Genomic DNA, 13,827 nt, shown 5'->3' with positions numbered 1-13,827 from the left:
GAAGGGGGTTTCCGCAAGGCTCTCATCAATGATGAAGATTTATATGTAAATAACTGAAATTCATTATAAATAATGGTTATCAGAAAAACCGTTCCTGAATGTAGATGGTGTCGCCGGGGCGAATGGGCATGTTCATGGGCGCCTGAGCGGTGACGGTGCGGCCGTCCTGGGTGCGGGTGATCTGGGCCATGTCCTTGCGGGCGCGGGGGGTATAGCCGCCGGCGATCGCCACGGCGGTTTCGGCGCTCATGCCGTTGACGAAAGGATATTGGCCCGAGGTCGTCACTTCGCCGAGAATGAAGAAAGGCCGGTAGGCCTCGACCTCGACGGAAACGCGCGGCTCGCGCACATAGCCATTGCGCAGGCGCGCCTCTATTTCACGGGCGAGCTGAGCGGGCGTGCGGCCAGACGCGGGCACGACGCCGATCAGGGGCATGGCGATCTGGCCGGAGCTGTCAACCGCGAAGGAATTGCTGAGCGAATCCTGACCGAACACGATCACGCGCAGCCGGTCTCCGGGTCCGAGCGTATAAGGCCTGTCCGCATAGCTTTGAAAGTCCGCGGGAAGGCGGCGCCCATCGGCGCAGCCCTGGAGCGCGGCCGACAAGGCAAGGCAGACAATGAGCAGGGATCGACGCATTTTTTCGACCTGAAACGGCGCCGCATCGCCGCGGCCACGTCGAGAACCTATCCTTTCATGGTTAACAAAGCTTTGCCTTTAACGTTTTGAACAGCTTTCCCTTCCCGGAGGGTGCGCGGCTAACTATCGGAAACAAAATGGAAAGTTGCGGCTTTCAGTTCGTGTGCAGCGCAAAAAACGCGCCGATAGGCGCAATCCGAACCTTTTGGTTAACCTCACCTCAACCATGAGCCCCTAGATTTCGCATGGTTAATGGAGTCTTCGATGGGCGCGCGGGAATTCGATTCTGAGGCAGTCGGCGGACGTGGGGAAATCGACCTCAACGGCGTTACGGCGGCGCTCGGCCGCAACAAGCGGCTCATTGCTCAGGCGACGCTCGGCGCCGCCGCGGCGGCTCTCGTGTTTTGCCTCATGGTCAGCCCGCGCTATATGGCGGAAGCGCGTATCCTGGTCGAAAATCAGGAAAGCTATTTCACCAGCGCGGCGCCGGAGGGCGCGCGGGACGCCAGCGCGCCGCAGGATTTCGACGCCGAGGCGATCAACAGCCAGATCCAGCTGCTCACGTCGCGCGATCTGGCCCGCAAGGCCGTGCAGAAACTTGGCCTCAAGGGCAATCCGGAATTCGACCCCGACGCATCCTTTCTGTCCTCCCTGATGCGCCCGCTGGCCTTGTTCGGGCTGGGCGGGAGGTCGCTCGACCAGCAGCCCGACGACCGGCTTCTGACCAATTTCATCGACCATCTGACGGTAATGTCGCCGTCCAAGACGCGCGTGCTCCAGGTCGAGTTCACCTCGCGCGATCCGGACCTCGCCGCGCGCGGCGCCAATGTCGTCGCGGAGCTTTATATCGACCTGAAATCGCAGGCGAAGCGCGAGGGCGCCCATCAGGCCGCGCAGGCGCTCCGCCCGCTGATGGGGTCGCTGGAGACGCGTGTCGCAGAGGCCGACGCCAAGATGGAGGCGTTCCGCGCCCGCACCGGCCTTTATGAGAGCAGCGAAAACACCTCGGTGCCGACGCAGCAACTGGGCGAGATCGCGACCAAGCTCGCGGAAGCCCGGGCCGCGCAATCCGAAGCCGAGGCCAAGGCGCGCGGCCTGCGCGACCTGCTGAAACAGGGCCGCCTTGGCGACGCCGGAGAAATTTCCAGCAATGACCTCGTGCGGCGAATCGCAGAGCAGCGCGTCGCGGTGCGTTCGCAGCTCGCGCTGGAATCGCGGACGCTGCTGCCCGCCCATCCGCTCATCAAGGGGCTTGAGGCGCAATTGTCGGATATCGAGACCCAGCTGCGCGCGGCGGTCGAGAAGGCCGCGCGCGGGCAGGACAATGACGCTCGCGTCGCCGCGACCCGGGTGGCCAATCTCACCGCCTTGCTTGAGGAGCAGAAGGGCGCCGTGGGCGCCTCGAACGCTGACGCTGCGCAATTGCGGGAGCTGCAGCGCGACGCCAAGATCCTGAAGGATCAGCTCGCCAGCGTCGCCGCCAAATATCAGGCCGCCCTGTCGCGGGACGTCGCCGATTCGGCGCCCCCGGACGCGCGCATCATTTCCCGCGCTTTGGCGCCGAGCCAGCCGGTCTTCCCGAAGAAGCTGCCGATCACGATTTTCGCTGCGATCGCGGGCCTGTTCTTCTCCTCGGCCTATGTCGTGGCGCGGGAGCTGTCGGGCGAGCGGGCGCGGACGGAACCGAAACGCGAGCGCGCCACGATCGATGCGGAGAGCGAAATGGCGCCTGCCCGGGGCGCGATCAAGCCGGCGATTGCCGAGCGCGAGATCGCCGCTCCCGCCGCCCCTCCGGCTGCCGTTGCGGACGTTTCTTCCGCGCGCGAAACCGCTGGCGATTCCACAATTGCAGGCTTGAAGAAAGCGGTTTTCGGCTTCGGGATGGATCGTGCAGCCGCCGAAAAGGCAAAGCCTGAGAGCTTGCTCAGCCGGGTCAAACAGGCGGTGGCCGAATATGCGGCGCCAGCGGAAGCTCTCGCGCCCGCTTCCAGCGAGCCGGCGTCTCCGCCCAAGCAACGGGAAGCGACCACGGCGGCCCGGATCGAGTCCCAGGCCGAGCCCGTCGCCCTTCTCGCGCCGCAGGCCAAGCCTCAAACCGATGCGCGGGATGCGGCTCCCGCTGTGGCTGAGCCCGAGCCCAAGGCGACGTCGGACGTCATGGTCAAAATGGCGCCGCGTCCGCGCAATGCGGCCTCGCGCGCCCTTGTCGAGCGGATCGCGGCCGCCCGTTCCGGCGGCGGCGCCAAGGTTCTGGTCGCCAGCGCCGCCGAATCGGCCTCCGCTTGCGCCAGCCTCGCGCTCGCCCGCGCCATGGCGCGGGAGGGCCGCGCGATTCTGGTCCAGATCGACCACGATGACGCATCCCTGGCCGACGCTCTCGCTTTGGCGGACGGCCGCGACGAATTCGAGGAGGCCCAACCCGGCCTCGCGCAGCTGCTGCATGGCGAAGCCTCATTCGCCGAGGCGATCTATCGCGACGGCGCCTCGCGCCTGCACATCATCCAGTCAGGCGGCGCGGTCAGCGACGAATCCGGCGATCTCGATCTGATTCTCGACGCGCTGCAATCCACCTATGATTTCGTTCTGGTCGCCACGGGCTGGAATTCGGAAGCGGCGCGCATTTCCGCCGACGCCGATCTGACCGTGATTTTCGCCGAGGACGGCACCGCGCGCGATTTCCTGCACGACGATTTCGCCGCCGCGGGCGCCCGGGCGATTCTGCTCGCTGGCGTCGATTCCCTTGGCGAAATCGTCGAAATGGCGGCATGATCTGCGGCAGGAAATATTGCCCTGCCGGGAGAGCGCGTAATGACTGAAATCGCCGATATCGAAGTCCGGACCATCGACGGCGAAAACAAGAAAATGGCGGATTACGACGGCAGGGTTCTGCTGATCGTCAATGTCGCCAGCAAATGCGGCTTCACCCCGCAATATGCCGGGCTGGAGGCGCTGCAGCAGCGCTTTTTCACGCGCGGCTTCGATGTGCTGGGCTTTCCCTGCGACCAGTTCGGCCATCAGGAGCCGGGCGATGAGGCGGAAATCAAGAATTTTTGCGAGCTGAACTATGACGTCAGCTTTCCCCTTTTCGCCAAGATCGAAGTGAACGGCGCCAACGCCCATCCTCTCTATCGCCATCTCAAGAAGGCGGCGCCGGGTCTGCTCGGCACCGAGGCGATCAAGTGGAATTTCACCAAATTCCTGGTCGGGCGCGACGGCAAGGTGCTGAAACGCTATGCGCCGAATGACAAGCCCGAGGACATCGCCGGCGATGTCGAGAAGGCGCTTTAATTATTTCTCCTTGACCGCGACTCATCGCGGTCAAGGAATCCCTCGCATAGGCTCGGCGGCGCATTCGCGCCTAATCAAGCCTCACAGGTGATCACCTGTGAGGCTTGATATTAGTTATCCTTCTTGGACGTCAGCTCGCGGTAATAATTGGAGATCGCCTCGAACCAGACGTGGCGCGATTCGAGATAATCGGCGCCCTCGGCGCGGGAGGGCAGGCGGAGGTCGTTGACCAGCGTCGCGATCTCGCGCCGCGCCGATTGCTGCGACGGGGTGAGATTGTGGTTGGCCTCTTCGATGGCGTCCATCGCCGTGAGGCCAAGCGGGAATAATTCGCGGAAAATGACGCGGTCGTGGAGGCCTTCGGCGACGCGGAACTGCAATTCCACCGCGAGCTTGCGCAGGGCGTTGTCGACCTGGCGGGCGTTGTTGGTCTGCAAGGTGGCGATGCGATTACGCACCAGCACCCAGTCGATCAGGCCGTTATCCACGAGGCGGCGCTTACGCCGCGCCTCTATGACGATTTCCGCATATTGCGCGACCAGTCCGCGCTGCCCGCGGTCGTGATGGACGCGGGTCAGCACATCCATGTCGATGAAACTGTCGTTCATCGGGGAGATCAGGGTGTCGGCCAGCGAATGGGCCAGCCGCATCAGGTAGGAATCGCTCGCCGGGGTGTCGATCACCACGAATTCATAATCATGCTCAACTTCGCCGATGGCCTCGGCGAAAGTGGCGAATTCGGCGGATTCATTCTCCTGCGCATTGGACGATTCGCCGCGCTCGGGGGCGAAATGCTTCGGCAGCTCGACATTCCACGGCGCATTTCGGGCCCAGGAGGCGCGGTTCTGGAAAAAGCGCGTCAGGGTCTGCTGACGGGTGTCGAGATCGATGGTCGCGACGCGATAGCCGGCCTTGAGCAGCGCCACCGTCAGATGGATCGACATGGTGGACTTGCCCGAGCCGCCTTTTTCATTGGCGACGACGATCACATGGGCGGCGCGCAGCTCCGGCGCTTCGGCAGAGTCAGTGTTCATGTGGCTCTCTCGCGTCACGCGCGGGTCCTTATAGCGTATTCGCTCTCAGGCCGCGTAAATCCAGTTCTGCCGGGCGCGCAGCCGGCCGGGGCTCGCGACGCGCAGCACGACATCGCGCGCGAAAGCCTTGAATCCGGACAAGTGATAGATTTCGCCCTGTGCGCGCGCGGCTTGCTGGATGCGCCGGACTCGGTCGGCGCGCGACGCCGAATAGGCCAGCAAGGCGGCGGTCGGGTCGCCGGGATTGGCCGTGACCGAGGCCGCCAGCGCAACGGAATCCTCGATCGCCTGGGCCGCGCCCTGGGCCAGATAGGGCAGCATGGGATGGGCGGCGTCGCCGAGCAGGGCGACTCTGCCGCGCGACCACGAATCGATCGGGGGCCGGTCGAACAGGGGCCAGCGCATCCAGGCGTCGGCGGTGGCGATCAGATCCTGAGCTTCCTTGCACCAAGTCTTGAAGCGATTGATCAGGAATTTGCGGTCGCCGACATTGTCCCATATATCGGGATCGGCGCTTTCGCTCTCGCCGCGCCAGGCATCCTCGACCAGCGCCACGACATTGACGAAGGCGCCGCCGCGCAGCGGATAATGGACGAGATGCGCCCTCTCGCCGAACCAGAGATTGGCGACATTGCGCCGGAAGGGCTCGGGCAGGCTGGCCGAAGGCAATACGGCGCGCCAGGCGGTGTGGCCGGTATAGGCGGGCTTGTCGGCGTCGCCGCCGATGAGGCGCCCGCGCACCATGGAGCGCACGCCGTCGGCGCCGATCAGCGCGGCGCCCGAGGCGCGGCGAAATTCGCCGTCGAATCGATAGGTCGCGGCGACGCCCTTTTCGTCCTGAATATAGCCGGTCAGGGTCGAATCATTGCTGATCTCGATCAGCGGCTCCAGCCGCGCCTTCGCCACCAAGGCGGCAAGGAGATCGGCGCGGTGGACGGCGATATAGGGCGCGCCCCAACGCTTTTCGGCGTCTCCCAGCGGGATTCGGGTCAGGTCGGCGCCGTCGGAGCCGCGCCGCAGCCGGATGTAATCGGTGACGACCGCGTTTGTCATCAGCGAGTCGAGCACGCCGAGTTCGCGCAGGATGCGGCTGGCGTTGGGGGAGAGTTGCAAGCCGGCGCCGACTTCGCGGAAAGCCGTGGCGCGCTCAAGCAGCAGCGAGGGCTGGCCGGCCTTGGCAAGCGCCAGCGCGGCGGTAAGGCCGCCGACGCCGCCGCCCGCGATCACGAAAACTTGTTGCGAAGTCACTTGCGCACTCCCACGGCGCGAAAATTCCCGCGCGCCGCCTCAGGCTGCTTCTCAGGCCGCTCTTCAGGCTGCCTGGGCCGGGGCTTCGCATTCCGCGGGATCGGCATGGCCGTGAAGCGCGGCGTCATAAACATAAAGCGTCGAGCAATAAGGGCAGACCGCCTCCGAATCCGAGCCGATGTCGATGTAGACATGGGGATGGTCGAAAGGCGGCAGCGCGCCGATACACATAAATTCCTTGGCGCCGACGCGAATTTTCGAAAGTCCGGGCTGGTTGTGGAAATGCGGAATGGCGTGGTCCGACATGGGTCTCGATCCGATAGGAGGCGGCGCTGGCGCTCAATGCGCCGCACCATAATCAATGCCGCCGGCTTTGTGTAGGGGGCGCCAGCCTCGGTCAGCTATCGCCTTTGGGCAAGGAGCGTCCGAAGGCGCGTCCGATCAGCGCATCGAGCGAGATCGCGCCCGGCCCATGGGCGAGGATGGCAAGGGCGGTCGCGGCCCAGATCAGGTGAAAATTGGCCCAGCCCTCGGGCGCCGTAAGCTGGATGATCGCGGTCATGCCGAACAGGCCGAGCGCGGCCAGCCGCGTTCCGAAACCCAGAATCAGCAGGATCGGCAGTAGAATTTCCATGCAGCCCGAGGCGAAGGCCATCGCGTGCGGGGCCGGGAAGGCATATTCGCCACCGAACAAATGCAGCTTGAATTCGTCGGAAAACAAAGCGTCGGCGCTGTCGCTGAGGTTCAGGAAGCCGTCCCATTTCGTCAGGCCCGAGCGATAGAACGGCACGGCTAGCGCCACGCGCAGGGCAAGTTGCGCGATATTGACGAGACCGGGCTTCACAACTCGCCAAAAAGGCAGTTCAAGCGGATAACGGGCGGTCAGCGCGCTCATGGAATTCTCCCCTTAGATTTGAGTGTCAAAAATGAAATCGACGAAGGCCCCGGCGTGGGTCAATGCAACGAGGGTCGCGCCGAAATCGAAATTGTCTTCTGCTCGCGCGCCAGCCTCGGCGGCCTCGGCCAGTGTCGCACCTTTGGCGCAGGCATGGAGGAGGGCTGCGGCGCCGGGCGAAATCGCGATCAGCCGGGCTTCGGCCTGAGGCCGCAGCACGAGGATCGTTTCGGCGCGCCAGTCGTCGATCGCCCGCGCCTCCGGGTCGCGCAGGGCCAGCAGCGGCCAGTCCGACGCAACGACCGCCAGCGCGGGATGGGTTCTGGCGCGGGCCACGCCGATTCGAGCCGGATCGAGCGACGCGAGCCGCGCCACATCGCAAGGCTCCGCTTCTTCAGCCCGCTGGGCGCGCAGGCAGGCCCAATCGAGCCGCGCGACATCGGGCAAATATGGCGTTTCCTCGGCCTCCTGTTCAGACAGGAATTCCGCTGCGAATTCGGGAAACTCCGCGCCATAATCGCCGAGAATGGGCGAGCGCGGCGGTATTTTGCGCGCGAAGGCGCGGGCGAGGCCGGAAAAGGCGTTATCGCCCACCAGTTGCAGCACCGTCGGAAACTGCTCCTTGAGCGCGCCGATCTCCGCGACGGCGGTATTGTTGCGATAGACCGCGAAACGCGCCTCCGCGTCGCAGGGAGCGAACAGCGCCGGAACGGGCGCGTCCGGGTCGCGCAAGGCCGTCGCGAAGTCGTCTTGCCAAAATTCGTTGGCGGGCGCGGCCTTGCCTTTCGCCGCGACCCTCGTCTTGTGACTGGCGGGCGTGCGGCTGGCGTCCAACGCCCTGCGCGCTTTCAGCGTCTCGCCGAGCAGAACGGGCCAGTCCGGGATATTATTGTCCCATTCGATCAGCGTCGGACGCGGGCCGGCGCGCGAGATCACATGGCGATAGAGCGCCCAGACCTCCTCAGCGACGGGGCCGCCGTGATCGTCGATCAGGAAGGCGCCTTGGGAGTCGCGGGTTTCGGCATGGCCGGCCAGATGGATTTCGCCGACCCGCTCCAGCGGAAAAGCGTCGAGATATTCTTCGGCGTCGAAGCCATGGTTGATCGCGCTGACATGGACGTTGTTGACGTCGAGCAGCAGGCCGCAGCCGGCGATCGCGCAGAGTTCGGCGAGAAATTGCGGCTCGGACAGGGCATCGCCTCTGAAGCGCAGATAGGTCGCAGGGTTTTCGATCAGGATTTCGCGGCCCAAAGCCTGCTGCACGGCGTCGATCTTGTCCGCGACGCGGCGCAGCGCCGAGTCGTCATAGGGCAGGGGCAGCAGGTCGGGAAAGACGCGGCCGGAAAAATCGCACCACGCCAAGTGCTCCGAAACAAGCGCGGGCTCGGCGCCCTCCACGACCTGTTTCAGCCGCGCCAGATGGTCGCGGTCGAGCTTTTCGGTGGAACCGAGCGACAGGCCGACGCCATGGACTGAAATCGCGTGACGTTCGCGGATTGCGGCAAGCCAGCGATGGTTCGGCCCGCCGGCGTTCATGTAATTCTCGGCGTGGATCTCGAAGAAGCCGATATCGGGCCGCGTCGCCAGAATTTCCGCGAAATGCGCCGGCTTCAGCCCGGCGCCCACGCTGTTTTGCGCGAGGACGGCGGCGTTGCTGTGCGGTTGCGGGCGAATATTCATGGCGACGCGGCTCCTGAAATCACGATTTGGAATGATCGCGGTCGAGCGGGGTCAGCGAGCCTGTGCGGCCGCCCGGCAGCTTCATGGCTTCGCAGGTTCCCTTGGGCACGAATTTCCAGCTATTGCCCTGATAATCGATCGCGGAGGTTCCGGCGCAGGTCGTGCCCGCGCCCGCCGCGCAATCATTGGCGCCCTTGAGGGCCACGCCGAAACATTTTTCCTGCTTGCTTTCGGCGCGCGCCGGGACGGCGGCGAGGGCCGTCATCAGCGAGGCGGCGAGCGAGGCTGAAACGACGAGATCGCGGGTCATGCTGGATTTGCTCATCAAGAAATCTCCTTTGCTGGGGCAGGCTTGTTCGCCTGTCCAACCATACGCGGGGCGGGCCGCGCCGTTACGCCGGATCGCAAAAAAAGTCGCGCCGCGAGAAAAAATCGCGCTGGCGTGCAATTGCGACGTTTCCGTTGTAACAATCCGCCGCCCTCGCGCGAAGATGAGTATTGGATGCCGGATTTGCTGGCGCAGGATCGGGAATGGAGCGCAGCCATGCGCGCCGCTTTGGCGGGCGATGGCGCCGCCTACCAGCGCCTTCTCGCCGCCCTTGCGCCTTATCTGCGCAACCTGTGCCGAAGGGCCTGCGCGCGCGCCGGTCTTTCGGCGAGCGAGGCGGAGGACGCGGTGCAGGAAACCCTGTTGGCCATTCATCTCAAGCGCCACACCTGGGATTCCAGCCAGCCGCTGACGCCCTGGCTCTCGGCCATCGCGCGCAACAAGGTCATCGATATGATGCGCCGTCGCGGCCGCCGCGCGGAGACGGATATCGCGGATTTCGAGAATGTCCTCGCCGCCCCGCCCGAGGCTGAGAATGTCGAGCGGGAATTGGAGCGGCAGGACGCCCTGCGCCTGCTCGATCAATTGAGCGGGAAGCAGCGGGAGGCGATCGAGGCCGTGTCGATCCGGGGCGAGAGCCTGCGCGACGCGGCGATAAACCTGGGGGTCAGCGAAGGGGCCCTGCGCGTGTCCGTGCATCGCGGGCTCAAGGCTCTGGCGGAGCTTTATCGAAGAATGAGCGATTGACGAAGATGAAGACCGAGGACCTCATCGCCGCGCTGGCGGCGGACAATGACACGAAAGCCGCGCCGCTGTCGCGCGCCTTCGCGCTCGACCTCGCTTTGGGCTTTCTCGTCTCCGCCATCGGCTTCTTTCTTTTTCTTGGCCTGCGCGACACGTTTTTCGCCTCGCTCGACCACCCGCGTTTCCTGTTCAAATTCGTCTTTACGCTGACCATGGCCTGCACCGGGCTGGTCCTGACCTGGCGGCTATCGCGTCCGGGCGTCGCGGCCGGGCTGGCGCGGCGCGCGGTCCTGCTCGCGCCGGCGCTGGTTCTGGCCGCCTGCCTGGCCGAGATGGCCAGCGTCCCGGCGGACCAATGGGGCGCGCGCCTGATCGGCCATAACGCCGTTCATTGCCTGACGCTCATCCCTTTGATGGCGCTCGCGCCGCTGGCCGGCCTGTTCCTGGCGCTCAAGCATGGCGCCCCGAGCGATCCGCAACGGGCGGGCGCGGCCGCGGCCTTCGCGGCCTCGGGCCTCGCGGCGACGCTCTACGCCATGAACTGCCCGGACGACTCGCCCTTCTTCGTCGCTGTCTGGTATATGATCGCGACATCGGTCGTCGTCGCCCTCGGCTGGGTTGCGGGCGGGCGTCTGCTGCGCTGGTAGGCGCGGCGCGCACAGGATTGGTCCATGCAGGAATTTTCGTCGAACGGGGTGCGCCTCGCCTTTCTCGATTTCGCCCCGACGACGGCGGACAAGGGCGAGCCCATCCTCCTCATCCACGGCTTCGCCTCGAACCACGGCGTCAACTGGCTCTTTCCCCAGTGGGTCAAGACACTGACCCACGCCGGACGGCGCGTGATCGTGTTCGACAATCGCGGCCACGGGCGCAGCGAAAAGCTGCATGATCCCGCCCTGTACTCGCCCTGGATCATGGCCGCCGACGCTGTCAACTTGCTCGATCATCTGGGCATCGCCCGCGCCGATGTGATGGGCTATTCGATGGGCGCGCGCATCGCCGCCCATATGGCCGCCGCCTCGCCGGAAAGGGTCCGGGGGCTTGTGCTCGCGGGTCTTGGAATCCATCTGGTGGATGGAGAAGGGCTTCCTGCCGGCATAGCCGACGCCATGGAGGCGCCGTCGGCGGAGGGCCTGACCGATCCGATGCAGCGCATGTTCCGCGTTTTCGCCGAAGCGACCAAGAGCGATCTTCACGCTCTTGCCGCTTGCATGCGCGGGTCGCGACATGCGCTGAGCGCGGACGTGGTGGGGACCATCAAGACGCCGACGCTGATCTGCGTCGGCTCGGAGGATGACGTCGCCGGCGACCCGGAGCCGCTGGCGCAGATGATGCAGAACGCTCGGGCCCTGGTCATTCCGGGGCGGGACCACAACCGCGCGGTCGGCGACAAGGTTTACAAGGAAGGCGTGCTGGCCTTTCTGGAAGGGATTTCCAAGGCCTGACAAGGGCTGAGGGGGCGGCGACAGCGCCGTCGCGGCGTGGTAAATTGGGCTTTGGGAATATTCCGCACGTGCGGAAGGGAGAATGTCATGACGACGACCGGCAATGTGCGGACGCTGCACAAGACCGAATCCGATCCGGTCTTTGCGCAGATCCGGCGCGAGGCCGAGGAGGCGCTGCGGCGCGAGCCGGAACTCGGCTCCTTCCTCGCGGCGTCGATCCTCAATCATGCGACGCTGGAGCAGGCGGTCGGCCATCGCCTCGCCTCGCGCCTGTCGCATCCCGATTTCCCCGGCGATCTGATCCGCCAGAATTTTCTCGATCTCGCCGCGCGCGACCCGTCGCTGGGCGTGGCCATCCGTGCCGACATCCTGGCCGTCGCCGACCGCGATCCGGCCTGCCAGCGCGTGATCGAGCCGGTGCTCTATTTCAAGGGCTTCCATGCGCTCCAGTGCCATCGGCTCGCCCATTGGCTATGGAACACGGGGCGCAAGGATTTCGCGCTTTATCTGCAAAGCCGTTCTTCGTCGGCCTTTCAGACCGACATCAATCCGGCGGCGCGCATTGGCAAGGGCGTTTTCCTCGATCACGCCACCGGCCTCGTGGTCGGCGCGACGGCCCTGATCGAGGACGACGTGTCGATCCTGCACAGCGTAACTCTGGGCGGCACTGGCCATGAGCGCGGCGACCGTCATCCCAAGATCCGGCACGGCGTGCTGATCGGAGCCGGCGCCAAGATCATCGGCAATATCGAGATCGGCCATTGCTCGCGCATCGCGGCGGGTTCGGTGGTGCTGAAGCCGGTGCCTCCGAACGTCACGGTCGCGGGCGTGCCGGCCCGCATTGTCGGCGCCTCGGGCTGCGCGGAGCCTGCGCGCGAAATGGACCAGATCCTCGCCGCGAAAGCGGAAGAGGATTGAATCGGCGCTTATACCGGTAATATCTTCTCGCCCCTTGCGCGGCGCGCGGCTTTTTGGCAAGCCTCGCGTTGAAACCGCGGACGGAGACGGGTCTTGGACAAGAGCGAATTGCGCAAATTGCAGGAATTCCTGCGGAACGCCTTCGGCGCGACGGGAATCAAGGTCGGGCTTGACCCCAAGGACACCGAACAGGCTGTCGTGACGTTTGGCGAACGCCAGATCGGCCAGATCATCGTGGATGACGAGGACGGCGACCGTTCCTTCTCGTTCTCGATGAAGATCCCGGTCGAGCGTCCCGTGTTGCAGGAATATCTGCGCAGGCTGTTCGACAATGAAGATCTCAAGATCGTCGCGCGCATGAAGAAGAACGATTCAGTCGAGCTCAACCGGGGCGACGATTTCCTCGGCGTGATTTCCGCCGACGATCCCAAGGGCAAGTCCTATACCTTGCAAATGGCGATCCTCGATTTCGATCTCGAAGATTTGTGAGAAAGCCGTGAGGGGCGCGGCGTTCCGGCTGTTCGTTCTGGCTGCGGCGCTCGCCTCAACAGGGCCAGCCACCACCGGGCCAGCCTTGGCCGAAGCGGCTTGCCCGGTCAGTGACGAGGCGGCCGCCAAAGCGAGCAGCTATGTGGCCGCGGTCGAGCAGGCCATCGCCGCCGCGCCGGATTGCCTGACGGCCTATCGGCGGCTCCAGCTCTGCCAGCTCGGCTCATCGGCCGACAACGCCCTGAGCGACATGGTGCGCGGCAAATGCGAGGCTCTGTTCCTGCCGAAGGCCCGGCCGCCCCTCAAGAAAGCCTATGGTGCAGCGCTCAAGCGCTGCGACAGGATAGCGGAAGGCAATTCCGGCTCGATGTATCAATCTTTCGCGGCGCTGTGCCAGGCTCGCACGGCGCACGACTTTGCGCGCAAGGCGGGCGCCAAATTGGCGAAATGAATTAAGGCGCTTTGGCCGAATGCGCCAATTGCAGAGCGTTGGCGCGCAGATGCTGCCAATCGGCCAGCCAGACCGGGTCGAAGCGCATCTGGATCATGAGGCCGTCGGCGCCAAATTCGCTGAGGCAGGCGTCGGGCAGACCGTCGGAGGGAATGCGCGGGCGCTGGCAGCGGGCGAAAAAAACCTCGCCATCCGGCGGCGACAGATAAAGTTCTTCGCCGGCATAGGGCGAATTGTCCTCGAAGCGACGGCGCAGCAGGCCACCTTCTGTCACCTGCGCCTCGGGGGCGAGAAAAGGCGCATAGCGTTCGGCGGGCGGGGCGTTCCGGTCGAGTTTCGGGGCGGGGGTCAGGGTGAGGAAAATCTGCGTGCGGCCCTTGTCGTCGACTTCGCCGGCGGCGGGCAGGCGGGCAGGAGTCGCGGCGGCGGGCGCGAAATCCGGCGCCCGCACCACCAGATCGACGCGGTCCGGCTCGATGGTTTCCGGCAGGCGGACATAGGGCGAGGCGAAGCGCAGGCGCTGGCCGCCGATGTCGAAGGTCAGCGTCTCGGAGGGCGGCGGCGCAGGCCAGAAGCGCCAGACCGCGAGGCCGACGATCATCAGGACGCTGGGCGCGAGCCCGAGAATGAGAAGAGTTTTGCGCAAGCGGATCGTGCGGTAGGGGCA

The 13,827-nt window shown here is 65.1% G+C and carries 16 protein-coding genes; 8 read left to right on the top strand and 8 right to left on the bottom strand.

The features are described 5' to 3' along the window. Positions 1 to 79 precede the first annotated feature (79 nt). Complete coding sequence (locus QZ409_RS07355) at positions 80 to 640, bottom strand: polysaccharide biosynthesis/export family protein (protein ID WP_296708680.1); 561 nt, start codon at positions 638 to 640, stop codon at positions 80 to 82. Between the two features lie 264 nt (positions 641 to 904). On the opposite strand from QZ409_RS07355, the gene QZ409_RS07350 reads away from it, so the two are divergent. Beyond that, complete coding sequence (locus QZ409_RS07350) at positions 905 to 3,409, top strand: GumC family protein (protein ID WP_296708677.1); 2,505 nt, start codon at positions 905 to 907, stop codon at positions 3,407 to 3,409. A gap of 39 nt (positions 3,410 to 3,448) precedes the next feature. Next, the gene (locus tag QZ409_RS07345) at positions 3,449 to 3,928 is read left to right on the top strand and encodes a glutathione peroxidase (RefSeq protein WP_296708674.1); all 480 of its coding nucleotides are present in this window, start codon (positions 3,449 to 3,451) and stop codon (positions 3,926 to 3,928) included. Between the two features lie 110 nt (positions 3,929 to 4,038). Here the strand turns inward: QZ409_RS07345 and QZ409_RS07340 are convergent, their stop codons facing one another. The 6 genes from QZ409_RS07340 to QZ409_RS07315 form a co-directional block, all read right to left on the bottom strand. Next, a complete protein-coding gene (locus QZ409_RS07340; protein ID WP_296708670.1) occupies positions 4,039 to 4,962 on the bottom strand; it encodes a division plane positioning ATPase MipZ in 924 nt (307 codons plus the stop codon). Positions 4,963 to 5,007: 45 nt separating this feature from the next. After that, positions 5,008 to 6,210 (bottom strand): FAD-dependent monooxygenase, encoded by a 1,203-nt coding sequence (locus QZ409_RS07335; RefSeq protein WP_296708665.1) that lies wholly within the window; start codon positions 6,208 to 6,210, stop codon positions 5,008 to 5,010. A gap of 63 nt (positions 6,211 to 6,273) precedes the next feature. After that, positions 6,274 to 6,516, bottom strand: coding sequence for a zinc-finger domain-containing protein (locus QZ409_RS07330; protein WP_296708661.1), 243 nt, complete (start codon positions 6,514 to 6,516; stop codon positions 6,274 to 6,276). A 91-nt stretch (positions 6,517 to 6,607) separates the two neighbouring features. After that, on the bottom strand, positions 6,608 to 7,105 hold the full coding sequence (locus QZ409_RS07325; protein WP_296708657.1) for a DoxX family protein: 498 nt from the start codon (positions 7,103 to 7,105) through the stop codon (positions 6,608 to 6,610). 12 nt (positions 7,106 to 7,117) lie between these two features. Then, positions 7,118 to 8,785, bottom strand: coding sequence for a DUF692 family multinuclear iron-containing protein (locus QZ409_RS07320; RefSeq protein WP_296708653.1), 1,668 nt, complete (start codon positions 8,783 to 8,785; stop codon positions 7,118 to 7,120). A gap of 19 nt (positions 8,786 to 8,804) precedes the next feature. Then, on the bottom strand, positions 8,805 to 9,110 hold the full coding sequence (locus tag QZ409_RS07315; protein ID WP_296708649.1) for a DUF2282 domain-containing protein: 306 nt from the start codon (positions 9,108 to 9,110) through the stop codon (positions 8,805 to 8,807). Between the two features lie 177 nt (positions 9,111 to 9,287). On the opposite strand from QZ409_RS07315, the gene QZ409_RS07310 reads away from it, so the two are divergent. The 6 genes from QZ409_RS07310 (at position 9,288) to QZ409_RS07285 (ending at position 13,160) form a co-directional block, all read left to right on the top strand. Next, positions 9,288 to 9,860: a sigma-70 family RNA polymerase sigma factor gene (locus tag QZ409_RS07310; RefSeq protein ID WP_296708646.1), complete on the top strand. Its 573-nt coding sequence runs from the start codon at positions 9,288 to 9,290 to the stop codon at positions 9,858 to 9,860. 5 nt (positions 9,861 to 9,865) lie between these two features. After that, positions 9,866 to 10,504: an NrsF family protein gene (locus QZ409_RS07305; protein WP_296708887.1), complete on the top strand. Its 639-nt coding sequence runs from the start codon at positions 9,866 to 9,868 to the stop codon at positions 10,502 to 10,504. 24 nt (positions 10,505 to 10,528) lie between these two features. Continuing rightward, positions 10,529 to 11,302 (top strand): alpha/beta hydrolase, encoded by a 774-nt coding sequence (locus QZ409_RS07300; RefSeq protein WP_296708643.1) that lies wholly within the window; start codon positions 10,529 to 10,531, stop codon positions 11,300 to 11,302. A gap of 87 nt (positions 11,303 to 11,389) precedes the next feature. After that, positions 11,390 to 12,220 (top strand): serine O-acetyltransferase, encoded by an 831-nt coding sequence (cysE, locus tag QZ409_RS07295; protein ID WP_296708640.1) that lies wholly within the window; start codon positions 11,390 to 11,392, stop codon positions 12,218 to 12,220. Between the two features lie 93 nt (positions 12,221 to 12,313). Further along, positions 12,314 to 12,709 carry a DUF3126 family protein gene (locus tag QZ409_RS07290; protein ID WP_296708638.1) on the top strand — a complete coding sequence of 132 codons (396 nt, stop codon included), beginning with the start codon at positions 12,314 to 12,316 and terminating at the stop codon, positions 12,707 to 12,709. Positions 12,710 to 12,716: 7 nt separating this feature from the next. Beyond that, positions 12,717 to 13,160, top strand: coding sequence for a hypothetical protein (locus QZ409_RS07285; protein WP_296708635.1), 444 nt, complete (start codon positions 12,717 to 12,719; stop codon positions 13,158 to 13,160). Position 13,161: 1 nt separating this feature from the next. Here the strand turns inward: QZ409_RS07285 and QZ409_RS07280 are convergent, their stop codons facing one another. Continuing rightward, complete coding sequence (locus QZ409_RS07280) at positions 13,162 to 13,806, bottom strand: hypothetical protein (protein WP_296708632.1); 645 nt, start codon at positions 13,804 to 13,806, stop codon at positions 13,162 to 13,164. Between the last annotated feature and the right edge of the window lie 21 nt (positions 13,807 to 13,827).

It is taken from the genome of Rhodoblastus sp., assembly GCF_019449565.1.
Taxonomy (GTDB): domain Bacteria; phylum Pseudomonadota; class Alphaproteobacteria; order Rhizobiales; family Beijerinckiaceae; genus Rhodoblastus.
This window is presented reverse-complemented; position numbering and strand designations above follow the sequence as displayed.